The sequence below is a fragment of the Microbacterium ulmi genome (assembly GCF_011759705.1).
GTDB classification, from domain to species: domain Bacteria; phylum Actinomycetota; class Actinomycetes; order Actinomycetales; family Microbacteriaceae; genus Microbacterium; species Microbacterium ulmi.
This window is the reverse complement of record NZ_JAAOZF010000002.1, coordinates 604,861-618,781: the sequence shown is the minus strand read 5'-3', so window position 1 is coordinate 618,781 and position 13,921 is coordinate 604,861. Positions and strand designations below refer to the sequence as shown.

11 protein-coding genes are annotated in these 13,921 nt (G+C 71.9%); 8 read left to right on the top strand and 3 right to left on the bottom strand.

The window, feature by feature from the left end; genetic code table 11:
* Positions 1 to 9: 9 nt before the first annotated feature.
* The 6 genes from FHS08_RS15590 to mutM all read left to right on the top strand — a co-directional run bounded on the left by FHS08_RS15590 (position 10) and on the right by mutM (position 5,175).
* Positions 10 to 2,163: an ATP-dependent DNA helicase RecG gene (locus FHS08_RS15590; protein WP_167041241.1), complete on the top strand. Its 2,154-nt coding sequence runs from the start codon at positions 10 to 12 to the stop codon at positions 2,161 to 2,163.
* 42 nt (positions 2,164 to 2,205) lie between these two features.
* Positions 2,206 to 2,697, top strand: a complete 492-nt coding sequence (gene coaD, locus FHS08_RS15585) for a pantetheine-phosphate adenylyltransferase (protein ID WP_167041238.1) — start codon at positions 2,206 to 2,208, stop codon at positions 2,695 to 2,697.
* A gap of 133 nt (positions 2,698 to 2,830) precedes the next feature.
* Positions 2,831 to 3,331 carry a YceD family protein gene (locus FHS08_RS15580; protein WP_167041853.1) on the top strand — a complete coding sequence of 167 codons (501 nt, stop codon included), beginning with the start codon at positions 2,831 to 2,833 and terminating at the stop codon, positions 3,329 to 3,331.
* Between the two features lie 2 nt (positions 3,332 to 3,333).
* Positions 3,334 to 3,543: a 50S ribosomal protein L32 gene (gene rpmF, locus FHS08_RS15575; RefSeq protein WP_167041235.1), complete on the top strand. Its 210-nt coding sequence runs from the start codon at positions 3,334 to 3,336 to the stop codon at positions 3,541 to 3,543.
* A 17-nt stretch (positions 3,544 to 3,560) separates the two neighbouring features.
* Entirely contained in the window at positions 3,561 to 4,262 is a 702-nt protein-coding gene (rnc, locus tag FHS08_RS15570; protein ID WP_167041231.1) for a ribonuclease III, read from the top strand.
* Entirely contained in the window at positions 4,255 to 5,175 is a 921-nt protein-coding gene (gene mutM, locus FHS08_RS15565; RefSeq protein WP_167041228.1) for a bifunctional DNA-formamidopyrimidine glycosylase/DNA-(apurinic or apyrimidinic site) lyase, read from the top strand. The genes rnc and mutM overlap by 8 nt, the downstream gene beginning before the upstream one ends.
* 8 nt (positions 5,176 to 5,183) lie before the next feature.
* Here the strand turns inward: mutM and FHS08_RS15560 are convergent, their stop codons facing one another.
* Both FHS08_RS15560 and FHS08_RS15555 read right to left on the bottom strand, forming a co-directional pair.
* On the bottom strand, positions 5,184 to 6,284 hold the full coding sequence (locus tag FHS08_RS15560; protein ID WP_167041225.1) for a GNAT family N-acetyltransferase: 1,101 nt from the start codon (positions 6,282 to 6,284) through the stop codon (positions 5,184 to 5,186).
* Between the two features lie 55 nt (positions 6,285 to 6,339).
* Complete coding sequence (locus FHS08_RS15555; RefSeq protein WP_167041222.1) at positions 6,340 to 6,588, bottom strand: hypothetical protein; 249 nt, start codon at positions 6,586 to 6,588, stop codon at positions 6,340 to 6,342.
* Positions 6,589 to 7,087: 499 nt separating this feature from the next.
* Between FHS08_RS15555 and FHS08_RS15550 the strand changes: the two genes are divergently transcribed.
* Together FHS08_RS15550 and smc are read left to right on the top strand one after the other, a co-directional pair.
* A complete protein-coding gene (locus FHS08_RS15550; RefSeq protein ID WP_167041219.1) occupies positions 7,088 to 7,648 on the top strand; it encodes a hypothetical protein in 561 nt (186 codons plus the stop codon).
* 81 nt (positions 7,649 to 7,729) lie between these two features.
* Entirely contained in the window at positions 7,730 to 11,254 is a 3,525-nt protein-coding gene (gene smc / locus FHS08_RS15545; protein WP_167041216.1) for a chromosome segregation protein SMC, read from the top strand.
* Positions 11,255 to 11,266: 12 nt separating this feature from the next.
* Here smc and FHS08_RS15540 read toward each other — a convergent pair whose 3' ends face one another.
* On the bottom strand, positions 11,267 to 13,867 hold the full coding sequence (locus FHS08_RS15540; RefSeq protein ID WP_167041213.1) for a DUF4062 domain-containing protein: 2,601 nt from the start codon (positions 13,865 to 13,867) through the stop codon (positions 11,267 to 11,269).
* Between the last annotated feature and the right edge of the window lie 54 nt (positions 13,868 to 13,921).

The window sequence follows — 13,921 nt, the reverse complement described above, 5'->3', positions numbered from 1 at the left end:
ACTCGGAGCATGCCCGGCCTGACGCTCGACTCGCGCCTCGACGGCGCCGTGGGCGGCAAGACGGCGGCGGCGCTCGAGCGCGCGTTCGGCATGCGGACCGTCGGCGATGTCCTCTCCCACTACCCGCGGCGGTACGCGCGCCGCGGCGAGCTGACGCCGATCTCGTCGCTGCCGGTCGGCGAGCCCGTGACGATCGTGGCCGAGGTGCGCCGCGTCAACGAGCGGCGGATGCAGGCCCGCAAGGGCTCTCTGCTCGAGGTCGTCATCAGCGACGGCAACGGAGAGCTCTCGCTCACCTTCTTCAACCAGTCGTGGCGGGTGAAGGATCTGCGCCCGGGCCGCCGGGGCATCTTCGCGGGAAAGGTGGGGGAGTACCGCGGCGCCAAGCAGCTCGCCCACCCCGACTACGAGCTGTTCGACGACGAAGACACCGCGCGGCTCACGGCCGAGGCGTACGCCAGCCTTCCCATCCCCATCTATCCCGCGACGGCGTCGGTCGCGAGCTGGCAGTTCACGAAGATCGTCGACGTCGTCCTCGGCAGCCTCGGAGACGTCGCCGACCCGCTCCCCGACGAGCTTCGCGCGCGTCACGGCCTGCTCGAGGCGCGGACCGCGATCGAACGCATCCACCGGCCGCAGTTCCCCGACGAGATCGAGCCCGCGAGGGCCACGCTGCGCATGCAGGAGGCGTTCGTGCTGCAGGCCGCACTCCTGCAGCAGCGGCAGTTCGTGCGGGCGCTGTCGGCGACCAAGCGCCCCGCAGGAGCGCTCCTGGAGCGCTTCGACGCCGCCCTTCCGTTCCCGCTGACGCCCGATCAGGTCGCGGTCGGCGATCAGGTCGCTCGCGACCTCGTCGGAGACTGGCCCATGAATCGGCTCGTGCAGGGCGAGGTCGGTTCCGGCAAGACGCTCGTGGCACTGCGCGCCATGCTCCAGGTCGCGCAGTCCGGGGGGCAGTCGGCCCTCATCGCTCCCACGGAAGTTCTCGCGGGGCAGCATCTGCGTTCGATCGCCCGGATGCTGGGGCCCCAGCTCGCCCCCGAGCTCATGCCCACCCTCCTGACCGGCCAGCTTCCCGCCGCCGAACGGCGCAGAGCCGCACTGCGAGTCGCGAGCGGTCAGGCGCGCATCGTCGTGGGCACGCACGCCCTGCTGAGCGAGTCGACGACCTTCGCCGACCTCGGGCTCGTCGTCGTCGACGAGCAGCACCGGTTCGGGGTCGAGCAGCGCGAGTCGCTGCGCGCCAAGGGCTCGTCTCCGCACGCGCTCGTGCTGACTGCGACGCCGATCCCCCGCACCGTCGCGATGACGGTGTTCGGCGACCTCGACGTCTCGACGATCCGCACGATGCCGGCGGGCCGCGCGGGCGTCCAGACGTTCGTCGCCCCGCTCGCCGAGAAGCCCGGATGGTTCTCTCGGGTCTGGGAGCGGATCGCGGAAGAGGTCGCGCAGGGGCGCCAGGCGTTCGTCGTGTGCCCCGCGATCGACGCCGAGAAGGCGACCGAGGACGACACCGCCGACGAGCCCGTCGAGCCTGCGCAGGAGCGCACGCGGTGGGGCGTCGTGCAGGTCGAGAGCCTGCTCTCGCGGCATCCCGCGTTCGAGGGCATCCGCGTCGAGATGCTGCACGGGAGGATGCCGTTCGACGAGAAGGACGCCGTCATGCAGGCGTTCGCGCGCGGCGACATCGACGTGCTGGTCGCGACGACCGTCGTCGAGGTCGGCGTCGACGTCCCGAACGCGTCGACGATGGCGATCCTCGAGGCCGACCGGTTCGGCGTCTCGCAGCTGCACCAGCTGCGCGGCCGCGTGGGCCGCGGCGGTGTCCCCGGCCTGTGCCTTCTCGTGACCGAGGCCTCCTCGGGGTCCCCCGCGCGCGAGCGCGTCGAGGCGGTCGCGGCGACACTCGACGGGTTCGAGCTCGCCGAGGTCGATCTCGAGCTGCGCAGCGAGGGCGATGTGCTGGGGGATGCGCAGTCGGGCGTGCGGTCCTCGCTGCGGCTGCTGCGCGTCGTGAAGGACGCCGATCTCATCGCCGAGGCCCGCGTGGCCGCCGAGCGCGTCCTCGACGACGACCCCGCCCTGTCGCGGCATCCCGGGCTCGCGGCGGCGATCGAGCGTCGGGTCGGCATGGAGGAGCGAGCGGCTCTCGGCAAGAGCTGACACAGTCGGGACCGCACCGCGGCTCGCCGATATGCTGTGCGGATGAGCAGCCGGATCGCCGTCGTCCCGGGTTCTTTCGATCCTCCGACGCTGGGGCACATCGACGTCATCCGTCGTGCCGCCGCGCTGTACGACGAGCTGCACGTTCTCGTCGTGCACAACCCCGACAAGGAGGCGATGCTGCCGATCGCGCACCGGCTGGCGCTGCTGGAGCAGTCGATCGCCGAGGGCGAGGTCGTGGGCAATGTGATCGTCGCGTCCTGGAGCATGGGGCTGCTCGTCGACTACGCGACGGATGTCGGAGCCGGCGTGCTCGTCAAGGGCATCCGCTCGCAGGTCGATGTCGCGTACGAGACTCCGATGGCGATCGTGAACCGCCACCTCGCCCACGTCGAGACGGTCTTCCTCCTTCCCGACCCCTCTCACGCGCTCGTGTCGAGCTCGCTCGTGCGGCAGGTCGCCGGGCTCGGGGGGGACGTGTCGCCCTTCGTCCCCGGGCCCGTCGCGCGCTTCCTCGGCTCCGACGGCCCCTGACGGCCCGTGCGGACGGGGCATCCCGCACGGGCCGTCTCCCAGCCGGGCGCCGGTAGCATGGATCCTCGTGAGAAAGCACCGGCACGGCCCCTTCGACGTCTCCGTCCGCGACATCGTGCACCGTCCCGGCGAGATGCGCGAGCTGTCGCTCGAGCTCGCCGCGCCCGCGCGATGGGGCGAGGGACTCGTCTCGATCCCGGAGGGCGAGCCTGTCGTCGTCGACGTGCGCTTCGAGTCCGTCCACGAGGGGATCCTCGCCTCCGGGACGGTCGACAGCGAGTACACGGGCGTGTGCGGGCGCTGCCTCACCGACATCGCAGAACCCGTCCAAGTCGAGTTTCAGGAGCTTTTCGCGTATCCTGGAGAGGAAGCAGCTGACTTCGAGGTTCAAGACGACCACGTGGATCTTGAAACTCTGGTCAGGGATGCGATCGTCCTGTCGCTCCCGTTTCAGCCGGTGTGTCAGCCGGATTGCCCCGGCCTCGATCCGGTCACGGGCGAGCGTCTGACCAGCAGCACCGGGAACGAGCAGCCGGAAACCATCGACACGCGGTGGGCGGCGCTCCAGGACTACACCTCAGACCACGACGACGACGCGCCGCGCGCCGCCGCCGAGAACACAGAGAAGAGCTAGCCATGGCAGGTAACCCCCCGAAGCGGAAGGTCTCCCGCTCCAACACCCGTTCGCGTCGCGCGCAGTGGAAGGCCGAGGCCCCCACGCTCGTCAAGACGATCGAGAACGGCAAGGTCGTCTACAGCCGCCCCCACCACGCGAAGGTCGTCACCGACTCGCAGGGCACCGAGCTGTTCCTCGAGTACAAGGGCCGCAAGGTCGCGGACGTCTGATCCCGCCGCGGCGGATCGTGACCGACGTCACCTCTCCGAGCCCGGCGCGTTCTGAGCTCACCGACAAGCTCGGGGTCGACATCGACCCCGAGCTTCTCGCGTTGGCTCTCACGCACCGCTCGTACGCGTACGAGCACGGCCAGACGCCGCACAACGAGCGCCTCGAGTTCCTCGGCGACTCCGTTCTCGGCCAGGCCGTCACGGTGCGGCTCTTCACTGCCCACCCCGATCTCGACGAGGGCGCGCTCGCGAAGCGGCGCGCAGCCGTCGTGTCGACCGTGGCCCTCGCGGAGGTCGCGCGGGGGATCGGGCTCGGCGCGCACATCCTCCTCGGCCGCGGCGAGGACCAGACCGGCGGCCGCGACAAGGACTCGATCCTCGCCGACACGACGGAGGCCGTCATCGGGGCGACGTATCTGTCGGCAGGGCCGGATGCCGCGACCGCCCTCGTGCTGCGGCTCGTCGAGCCCCTCATGGCCGACCCCGAGCGCTACGGCGCCGCCATGGACCCGAAGACGAGCCTGCAGGAGCTCGCGGCTCGCATCGACGCCGCACCCCCTGTCTACATCGTCGACTCGACGGGCCCCGACCATGATCGGCGGTTCACGGCGACCGTCACGGTCGGAGACGTCTCGGCGTCGGGGACGGGCTCGAGCAAGAAGCAGTCGGAGATGGCGGCCGCCCTCGCGGCGTGGCGGGAGCTCAGCGGGCGTGCCTGAACTGCCCGAGGTCGAAGTGGTCCGCTCCGGCCTCGCTCCCGCCGTCGCGGGCGCGACCGTCGTCGCGGCGACCGTGCTCGACGATCGCGCGCTCACGCGCCACGGCGGCTCGGCCGCCGCGTTCGAAGCCGATCTCGCGGGGCGCGAGATCACGGGGGCCGCCCGCCGCGGGAAGTTCCTCTGGCTCCCCCTCGTCGGGCGGGACGGCGGCGTGCCCAGCGACGCGGTCGTCGGCCACCTCGGCATGAGCGGGCAGCTGCTGCTGCGGCCGTCCGGCGCCACCGCCGAGCGGCACGAGCGCGTACGGCTCGACATCCATCACCCGCTGCACGGCGAGATCGCCGTCGTCTTCGCCGACCAGCGCACGTTCGGCTCGCTCGCGATCGACTCGCTCGTTCCGACGCCGGATGCCGCACCCGGCGGCCGGGGCACCGAGCTCGCCGTCGTGCCGAGCCAGGTCGCGCACATCGCCCGCGATCCGCTCGACCCCGCGTTCCGCGACGACATCTTCCGTGCAGCGCTCGCGCGGAAGGACTCCGCGATCAAGCGGGTCCTGCTCGACCAGACGACGGCGAGCGGGATCGGCAACATCTATGCCGACGAGGCCCTCTGGGCGGCGCGCATCCACCCCGGGGTCCCTGCTCGCGCGCTGTCGACGCGCGCCGTGGGCCGTCTGCTCGCCGAGGTACGCGCCGTCCTCGAGAAGGCTCTCGCCGAGGGCGGCACGAGCTTCGACGCGCAGTACGTCAACGTCAACGGCCAGGCCGGATACTTCGTGCACTCCCTCAACGTCTATGGACGAACGGGCGGGCCGTGCCCGCGGTGCGGGCGGCCGATCGTGCGGGTCTCGTTCATGAACAGGTCGAGTCACTACTGTCCGCACTGCCAGCGAATGCCGAGACCTCCCGCCTGAGCAGCCGTTCAGCGCCCAGCGGCCGCCGCGGCATCCACCGTCTTCTTCCACGCGCCCTCGTACGCGATCGGCACGAACCCGATCGCCTCGTTGATGTCGAGCATGGGCCGGTTCTCCTCGGCGTTGTACGTGATGACCCGCGGGGAGTCGGGCACGAGCCGGCGCCAGGAGAGCAGGCCCGCGCACTTGACGAGCATCCCGAGCCGGTGGCCGCGATGCTCTCGCAGCACGAGCGTGTCCTCCTGGTGGGATGCACGCGTCCGGTCGTTCCCGATCACCAGTTCGTTGAACGCCACGAGCTCGCCCGTCGCGACGTGCTGTGCCGCGGTCACCTGGATCGTGCTGCCGGCGTCGACGTACTGGGCGTCGTGCGCCGCGATGCGCGCGGCATCCCACACCTCCTCGTCGAACTCCAGCGCGGCAGACGGGGCGTCCGTCGACATGCGCGACTTCATCCAGGCGTAGCCTGCGACGTGCTCCTGCGGCGTCGGTGCGAGCCATTGGACCACCCGATAGCCGGATGCCGCGGCCGTCGCCTCGGCGAGGAGCCGCTCGAGATGCGCCGGGTCCGCGCGCAGGTCGAGGGCGCTGCAGCGCTCGACCTGCTCGAGGGCGTAGCCGTGGCGCAGGAAGAACCGTGCCGCGTGGTCGCGGGGGATCGTTCCGAAGCCGGTCGGCGCGGCCAGTCGCGGCGCCCCCTCGCTCGCGTGCTCGGCCCACGACTGCAGCACGGAGCGCGACTCCTGTCGAGCCGTGCGCTCGACGAGCGCGAGGGCGGCCGAGCCGAATCCGCGGCCGTGGAACGCGTGCAGGATGTCGATGAACCAGAACGCGGTCGTCGAGCCCTCTTCGAGGGGCAGGCCGAGGCCTGCTCGGCCGATGACCTCCGCGTCGAGCTCCAGCAGCCATACGAGCTGACGCTCGTACTGCTCGTTGTGGTAGTGCGGGAGCAGCTCGTGGGGCGGCACTGCGTGGTCGTCGTGACCCGAGACCTCGCGCAGCACGGCGTTGCGCACGCGCGTCATCTCTGCGAAGTCGGCGGAATCCCGATCGTCCATGGAGGCCGGAATGCGAAGGTCGCGGATCACGAGGTCCGTCGTGATCGTCATGATGTCTCCTTGATTCAGTGGCAGCCCGGGTCCGCCCGAAGGCGGACCCGAGCGGTCAGGGGCGAAGGCACCCGAGCAGGTGCGCTTGAGCGATGACGCGCTCGCGCTGTGCCTGGGCGTACTCGCCGTTGCGCTTGGGCACTTCTGCGGCGCGTTCGAGCCTGCGGGAGCTGCGGCGGACGAGCCACGTGCCCAGTCGCAGGGTGAGGCGCTCGGCGGGCGTGAGCCGTTCGAGCGGGATGGACGGGAGGGTCGAGCGCCTGTCGAGGTCGAACGACCAGACGGGCGTCAGGGTGTCGTGCATGATCGTCTCTTCCGAGTCGTGGGATGGAGGGGGGAAGGAGTGCCCGGACATGGGCGTACGCGCGAGATGGCGCGATCGGATCGCCCGAGCGAGAGCCCGCTGTCACGCCGAGCGCGAGGACGCGCAGGTGCGTGCGCCCGTCAGAGGACGGAGCTCTCCCGTGCCGCGGCGGTCAGCCCGCGCGGCGGCCGGTGGCGTCGAAGGACGGGGTCACCGGAGCGATTCCGCGGGACATGCCGGCTGGCACGATCTCGAGCGAGATGTAAAGCATCATCGGTGACCTCCTTTCGACTTCTGACGCGAAGAGTGACGTTAGCGCGCTCCTGATACGTGCGTCAAGCGATTCTCCCGAATCCGCCGTGTCTCCGGCGTGTCGCCCGCTGTGCCGGAGCGCTCTCCACAGATGCCCGGGACGCCCGTTCGGGGATGTGCCGCCGTTGCTAGCGTGTGGCAACCGCGCGGGAGCGCGGCATCCGTCCCCCCGACCAGAGGAACCAGAGTGACCGAACCGACCGACCCCCCGCTCGACGAGCGCATCGCCGCCACCGCCGAGACTTCCGACACCTCGACCGCCGCCGACCTCGCCGTCGCGGACGAGCCGCCCGCCCCCGCACCAGAGCGAGTCGGGCGGGGCGCGCTGTTCGCCGTTCCCGTCCTTCCCATCGGAGTCGTCGCGTGGGTCGTCGTGTGGCAGCTCGGCTTCGTGTCGGCGTTCGTCGCCTTCGGCCTCGTCGCGCTGGCGGCCTTCCTCTACCGACTCGGATCCGGGGGGCGCGTCGGAGGGAGGGGTCTTGCCGTGATCGTGGGGCTCACGGTCGTGACCCTCGTCGTCGCCTTCCTCGCGGGCTTCGCCGCCGACCTCGCGGCGTTCCTGGCGGTGCCGTTCCCCGGCAGCATCGGCGACCCCGTGTTCCTCGACAACCTGGCGCTCAACCTCTTCGACAACCCCGAGCTGTGGGCGGAGTACCTGCCGACGATCCTCATCTCGGTCGGGCTCGCCGCGCTCGGCGTCTTCAGCGTCGTCCGCCAGCTCGCGAAAGAGGCGCGCAGCACGCGCTGACGTCGCGTCGGCCTGCCACCGCGGGGTTGGATGCCGCGTCCGCTAGCGTGGACGGGACATCCATCCCGCGGAGGCGCGCGCATGCACCTGAAGAGCGTGACGCTCAAAGGCTTCAAGTCGTTCGCCCAGCCGACCACCTTCGCCTTCGAGCCCGGCGTGACGGCGATCGTCGGTCCGAACGGCTCGGGCAAGTCCAATGTCGTCGACGCGCTCGCCTGGGTCATGGGCGAGCAGGGCGCGAAGACCCTGCGCGGCGGGAAGATGGAGGACGTCATCTTCGCGGGCACCGCGACACGAGGACCCCTCGGACGTGCCGAGGTCCAGCTCACGATCGACAACAGCGACGGCGCCCTCCCGATCGAGTACACCGAGGTCACGATCAGCCGCACGCTGTTCCGCAACGGTGCCAGCGAGTACGCGATCAACGGCGAGTCGTGCCGCCTGCTCGACGTCCAGGAGCTGCTGAGCGATTCGGGACTCGGTCGCGAGATGCACGTCATCGTCGGCCAGGGGCGCCTCGACAGCGTGCTGCAGGCGACGCCGGAAGACCGTCGAGGGTTCATCGAGGAAGCGGCCGGCATCCTGAAGCACCGCCGTCGCAAAGAGAAGACGCTGCGCAAGCTCGACGCGATGGAGGCGAACCTCACACGTCTCAGCGACCTCGCGGGCGAGCTGCGGCGCCAGCTCAAGCCGCTCGGGCGTCAGGCCGAGATCGCACGCGAGGCGGCGACGATCGCCGCCGTCGTGCGCGACGCGAGGGCGCGCCTGCTGGCGGACGAGCTCGTAGGGCTCCGGCGCGAGCTCGCCGATCACGCCCGCAGCGAGCAGGAGCGCCATTCGGAGCGGCTGGTCCTGCAGGAGCAGGTCGACGGCGTGCGGGCGCGCATCGAGCAGCTCGAGGCCCGGCAGCGCTCGGAGGCCGTCGACCAGGCCCGCCGGGTCGCGTTCGACCTCGAGCGCGCACAGGACCGCATGCGCGGCCTGTACACGCTCGCGGGTCAGCGCCTGGCCCTTCTCGGCGACGCGGAGGACGACTCGGCCGTTGCCGCGACGACCGTCTCGCAGGCCATGATCGACGAGGCGCGAGGCGAGGTGGACGACATCGCGTCCGGCCTCGGCGACGCGCAGGATGCTGCGGCGAGCGCCGCGCGCGACGTCATCCGCGCGCGGGCCGAGCTCGACGCGCTCGACGCCGACATCGCGGCGCAGAGCGCGCTCGTGTCGAAGCACGACATGCGCATCACGGCGCTGCGCGGATCGGCAGAGGCCGCGGCATCCGCCCTCGCCGCCGTGCGCACCGCCGTGGATCGGCAGCAGCGCGCGCTGGACGCGGCCCTCGCCCGGCGCGCGCAGGCCGAGGAGGCGCTCGCGGGGGTCGATCCGGACCTCGTGCCCGAGGGCTCGTCCGCGGAGCACGCTGCCGAGTACGAGCGGGCGCAGCGCGAGGCGACGGATGCCGAGGCCGAAGTCGGACGCCTGCGCGAGCGTCTGCACGCGGCGGAGCGCGAGGTCGAGGCGCTGACGGCGCAGACGGCGGCGCTCGGCCGCGCGCTCGATGTCCGCAACGCGGCGGCCGAGCTCGTCGCACGGGGCGGCGCGGGCGTGCGAGGGCTCATCGGCGACGCGATCAAGGTGCGGCCGGGATTCGAGGCCGCCATCGCGGCCGCGCTCGGCGGGCTCGCGGAGGGTGTCCTCGTCGGCTCGCACGACGACGCCTTCGCGACGGCGCGCGCCGCACGCGACGACGATCTCGGCGTCGTCGACATCGCGATCGCGGAGGCGACCCCGGTCGCCGTCGACCTGCCCTCCCTCGCGGGCGTCGTGCGCGCACGCGACGTCGTGGACGGGCCGGACGGGGTGCTCGGCATCCTGTCGCACACGCTCGTCGCCGACGACCTCGACGCTGCGCGCGCAGCGGTCGCGGCCCTCCCGGACGTCGAGGGACCCGTGTCGATCGTGACCCGGGCGGGGGAGGTCGTGACCCGCTTCACGGTGCGCGCGGGCTCGGGAGGGGGAAGATCGCGGCTGGAGCTCGCCGCCGAGCGGGATGCCGCGGCCGAGCGCAGAGCCGAGATGACCGTCGTCGCCGACTCGCTGCGCGAGGCCCTCGCCGAGAAGGTCCGCATCCTCGACACGGCTCGTCACCGCACGAAGGCCGCGCTCGAGGCGCTGCGCGCGCACGACGCGGCGCTCGCGGCGCACACGGAGCAGGTCAACCGGGCGACCGTGCGGCACGAGGCCGCGATCGCCGAGTGCGAGCGACTCGCGGCGGGTCTCGCTCAGGCGCAAGCGGCCATGACGGATGCCGAGGCCTCCGCACGGTCGGCGCACGACCAGCTGACGACCGCGCTCGAGGCGCCCAGGCCCATCCTCGACGTGTCGGCCCGCGACGGACTGCTCACGGCTCTCGAAGAGGCGCGCGAGGGGGAGATGCGGACGCGCCTCGACGTCGAGACGCTGCGCGAGCGCGTCCGGGCGGGTGAGGGACGTGTCGTTCAGCTCGAGAGGCAGCGGGAGCGCGAGCGCGAGGCGGCGGCCGAGGCGGCGCGGCGCGCCGTCATCCGTCGCGCGCAGCGCGAGCTCGCCGCGGACGTCGCAGGCAAGCTCCCCGCCGTGCTCGACGCCATCGCGCGCTCGGTCGCGCAGGCGCGTGTCGAGCTCGCGGCGGCGGAGTCCGCGCGCGCGGCGATCACGACGGAGCTGACGGCGCTGCGGACGCAGGAGGCCGCCGTGCGCGAGCGTCTCACCGGCCTCACGGAGAGCGTGCACGGGCTCGAGCTCCAGATCCACGAGAAGCGCCTGCACGTGTCGAGTCTCGTCGAGCGAGTGGCGTCGGAGCTCGGTCTCGAGGAAGACATTCTCGTTTCGGAATATGGCCCTGATCAGCCGATACCGGGAGACGACGCGGACGGGCCCGACGAGGGCGCGGCATCCGAGCCCTTCGACCGGGCGTCCCAGAAGCGGCGCCTGCAGGAGGCGGAGCGCAAGCTCGGACAGCTCGGGCGAGTCAATCCGCTCGCGCTCGAGGAGTTCGCCGCGCTCGAGCAGCGGCACAAGTTCCTGACCGAGCAGCTCGCAGACCTCGCCCAGACCCGCCGAGACCTCATGACGATCATCGAAGAGCTCGACGAGCGGATGCAGACGATCTTCCTCGCGGCGTTCGAAGACACGAAGACCGCCTTCCACGACGTCTTCCCGATCCTCTTCCCCGGCGGAACGGGGAGCATCTCGCTCACGAACCCGGAAGACCCGCTGACGACGGGGATCGAGGTCGCGGTTCGCCCGGTGGGCAAGAAGATCGAGCGACTCTCGCTGCTGTCGGGAGGTGAGCGCTCGCTCGCGGCGGTCGCCCTGCTCACGGCGATCTTCATGGCTCGGCCGAGCCCCTTCTACATCCTCGACGAGGTCGAGGCGGCACTCGACGACGCCAACCTCGGACGCCTGCTCGGCGTCTTCGAGCAGCTGCGCGAGAACAGTCAGCTCATCGTCATCACGCACCAGAAGCGCACGATGGAGATCGCCGACGCCCTGTACGGCGTCTCGATGCGGCAGGACGGCGTGTCCGCGGTCGTCGGTCAGCGGCTGGGGGATCGCGCGGCGAGCTGAGCGCGGACGGCGTCAGGAGATGCCGCGACGCACGATCGCGATGGCGTCGTGCGGACGCAGATCCGCCGCGCTGCGGCGTGCCGCGGCGAGCCCCTCGGCGCCGGCGTGGCCCACGACCCGGTCGCGCAGCGCAGCCTCGCCGCGCCGCGCGATGGGCCACGCGAGGAGTCCCGCGCGCGAGCGCAGCGCCTCGACGGTGCCGAGCGCCTCCGCCGCATCGGCCGGACGGCCTTCGGCGGCCGCGAGGTCCGCAAGCGCGACGAGGCAGAAGCACGCCGTGATGGTCCCGAGCTGAGGACCCTCCAGCTCGTCGAGCACGCCCGCGAGGGTCTCGCGCACCCCGTCGAGGTCGCCCGCGTGCACATCGAGGATCGCGCACTGCGTGCGCGCGCTCGATGTCAGCCACAGGTTCCCGAAGCGCGCGCCGAGGTCGTTCGCCTCCTCGAGGAAGCGGCGAGCCTCGCCGTCGCGGCCGACCGCGGCCTGCAACATCCCTACCGTCAGCGCCGCGAACGCGACGAATGCGTCGTCGTGCGCCGCGAAGCCGTCGTAGGCGGTCGAGGCGGCCGCGAGGGCGCCGTCGAAGTCGTCGCGGATGGGCAGGCTCCACGAGGTCGCGAGCTGCAGCGCGTTGCGCAGGGCCGGCTCGTCGATGCGCCCGAGGACCGCAGGGATCTGGTCGACGGCGGCGATCGCGCCCGCGTCGTCGCCCACCGCGACTCCCGTCACGGCCTGGGTGAAGAGGATCTCCGCGTGCGCGCGATCGTCCCACGCCGGACCGGCGGCGATCGTCTCGAGCTGCCGTATCCACTGGCGGCCCTCGATGAGCCGGTCGCTCGTCTGCCAGTAGAGCCACAGCGAGCGCAGGAGGTGAGGAAGGCGCAGCACGTCGTGCCGGAAGAACCACTCGATCGCGAGGCGGATGTTCTCTTCGTCGCGCCGCACACTCTCGGACCACGGCGTCGTCAGGTCGGCGGGGACGTCGTCGGTGTCGATGACGGAGGCGAAGTGCTCCGCGTGGCGGCGCTCGGCACCGTCACGCGCGTGGCCCGTCAGCCGCTCCGCTGCCAGCTCCCGGACGACCGCCAGCATCCGGAAACGCGGCTCGGCGTGCGTCGCCTCCACGCTCACGAGACTGTGACCGGCGAGCGCGTCGAGCCTGTCGAGCGTGTCGAACTCGTCGGCATCTGCGATCGCGGCGGCGGCGGCGATCGACCAGCCGCCCGCGAACACCGAGAGCTGCGCGAGGAGGCGCTGCTGCGGCTCGTCGAGGAGGTCCATGCTCCACTCCACCGTCGCGCGCAACGTGCGCTGCCTCTCGGGGAGGTCGACGGGGCCGGAGCCGAGGGTGTCGAGCACGCTCTCGAGACGCGCGAGCAGAGAAGAGGGATCGAGCAGGCGCGTGCGCGCCGCCGCCAGCTCGATCGCGAGAGGGAGGCCGTCGAGCCGGTGGCAGATCTCGCGGACCGCGGACAGGTTCTCCCTGGTCTCGGGGATGCCGCGGCGCACGGTGCTCGCGCGATCGAGGAAGAGGCGCACCGCCGGGAGCGAGCTCGCCTCCTCGGGAGGGACGTCGGCGGTCGGCGCACCGGAGTCGAGGGACCCCAGCACGTACTCGTGCTCAGCGCGAAGGCGCAGGGCGACACGGCTCGTCACGAGCACGTCGAGCCGGGGACACCGCGTGAGCAGCTCGTCGAGCTGCGGCGCGGCGGCGGCGATCTGCTCGAAGTTGTCGAGGATGAGCAGCCCTTCGTCCTGCCCGATCTCGTCGGCCAGGGCGTCGAGCGCGGACCTCGTACCCTCCACGACCGCGCCGACCGCGGTCGCGATGCGGGGGAGGAGCTCCGCCGGATCGAAGACCGCCGCGAGCGGCACGAACCAGACGGGCTTGACCCCCTCCGCCAGCACGGCTTCGCCGACGGCGATCGAGAGCCGCGTCTTGCCCATGCCGCCGGGGCCCGTCACATCGACGAGCCGCACGTCGTCGCGCGCGAGCATCCCCATCACCGCGGCGACGTCCTCCGACCGGCCGATGAGCGGCGTCGACGCGACGGGCAGCGATCGGGCGAGGGCCGGTCCGGAGGGAGGAACCACGGGCGAAGAGGCGGATTCCTGTTCCCGCTGCGAGGTGACGAATCGCTCGCTGAGCAGGAGGGCGAGGTCGTCGCGGACGAGGCGGCCGAGCTCGCGGGTGCTGCGGAAGGTGCGATACGCATCCGTGCCCTCGGAGCGGAGCTCGTCGATCATGGCGGTCAGGCGATCCTCGCGCTCCGGCGCGGGCGCTTTGAGGTAGAGCAGCCGTGGCCTGTGTCCGGAGAGCCGGAACTCGTCCTCGAGGCCGGAGATGTCCATGCCCGGACCGACCCACCCGTAGCTCTGCCAGTACAGGCCGATGAAGATGTCCGACTGGGCGAGATAGGCGCGGTAGAGCTCCTGCGGTGGGTGCGGGCGCGCGCCGAGCTCGAACATGACGGGGGCGAGGCCCAGGCTCTCGATCGCACGGCGGACGGCCGCGCGCTCCTCCGCGAGCTCGGCGAGCGTCGAGCTCACGAAGACGCGCAGCCGCTGGTCAGGGGTCCGGATGACGGGAACGGCGGAGTCCTGCGACGTCATGCGCTCATCATGCCGCGACGGGCGCGGGGATTCGAGACCGCGCGGAGCGTTCGG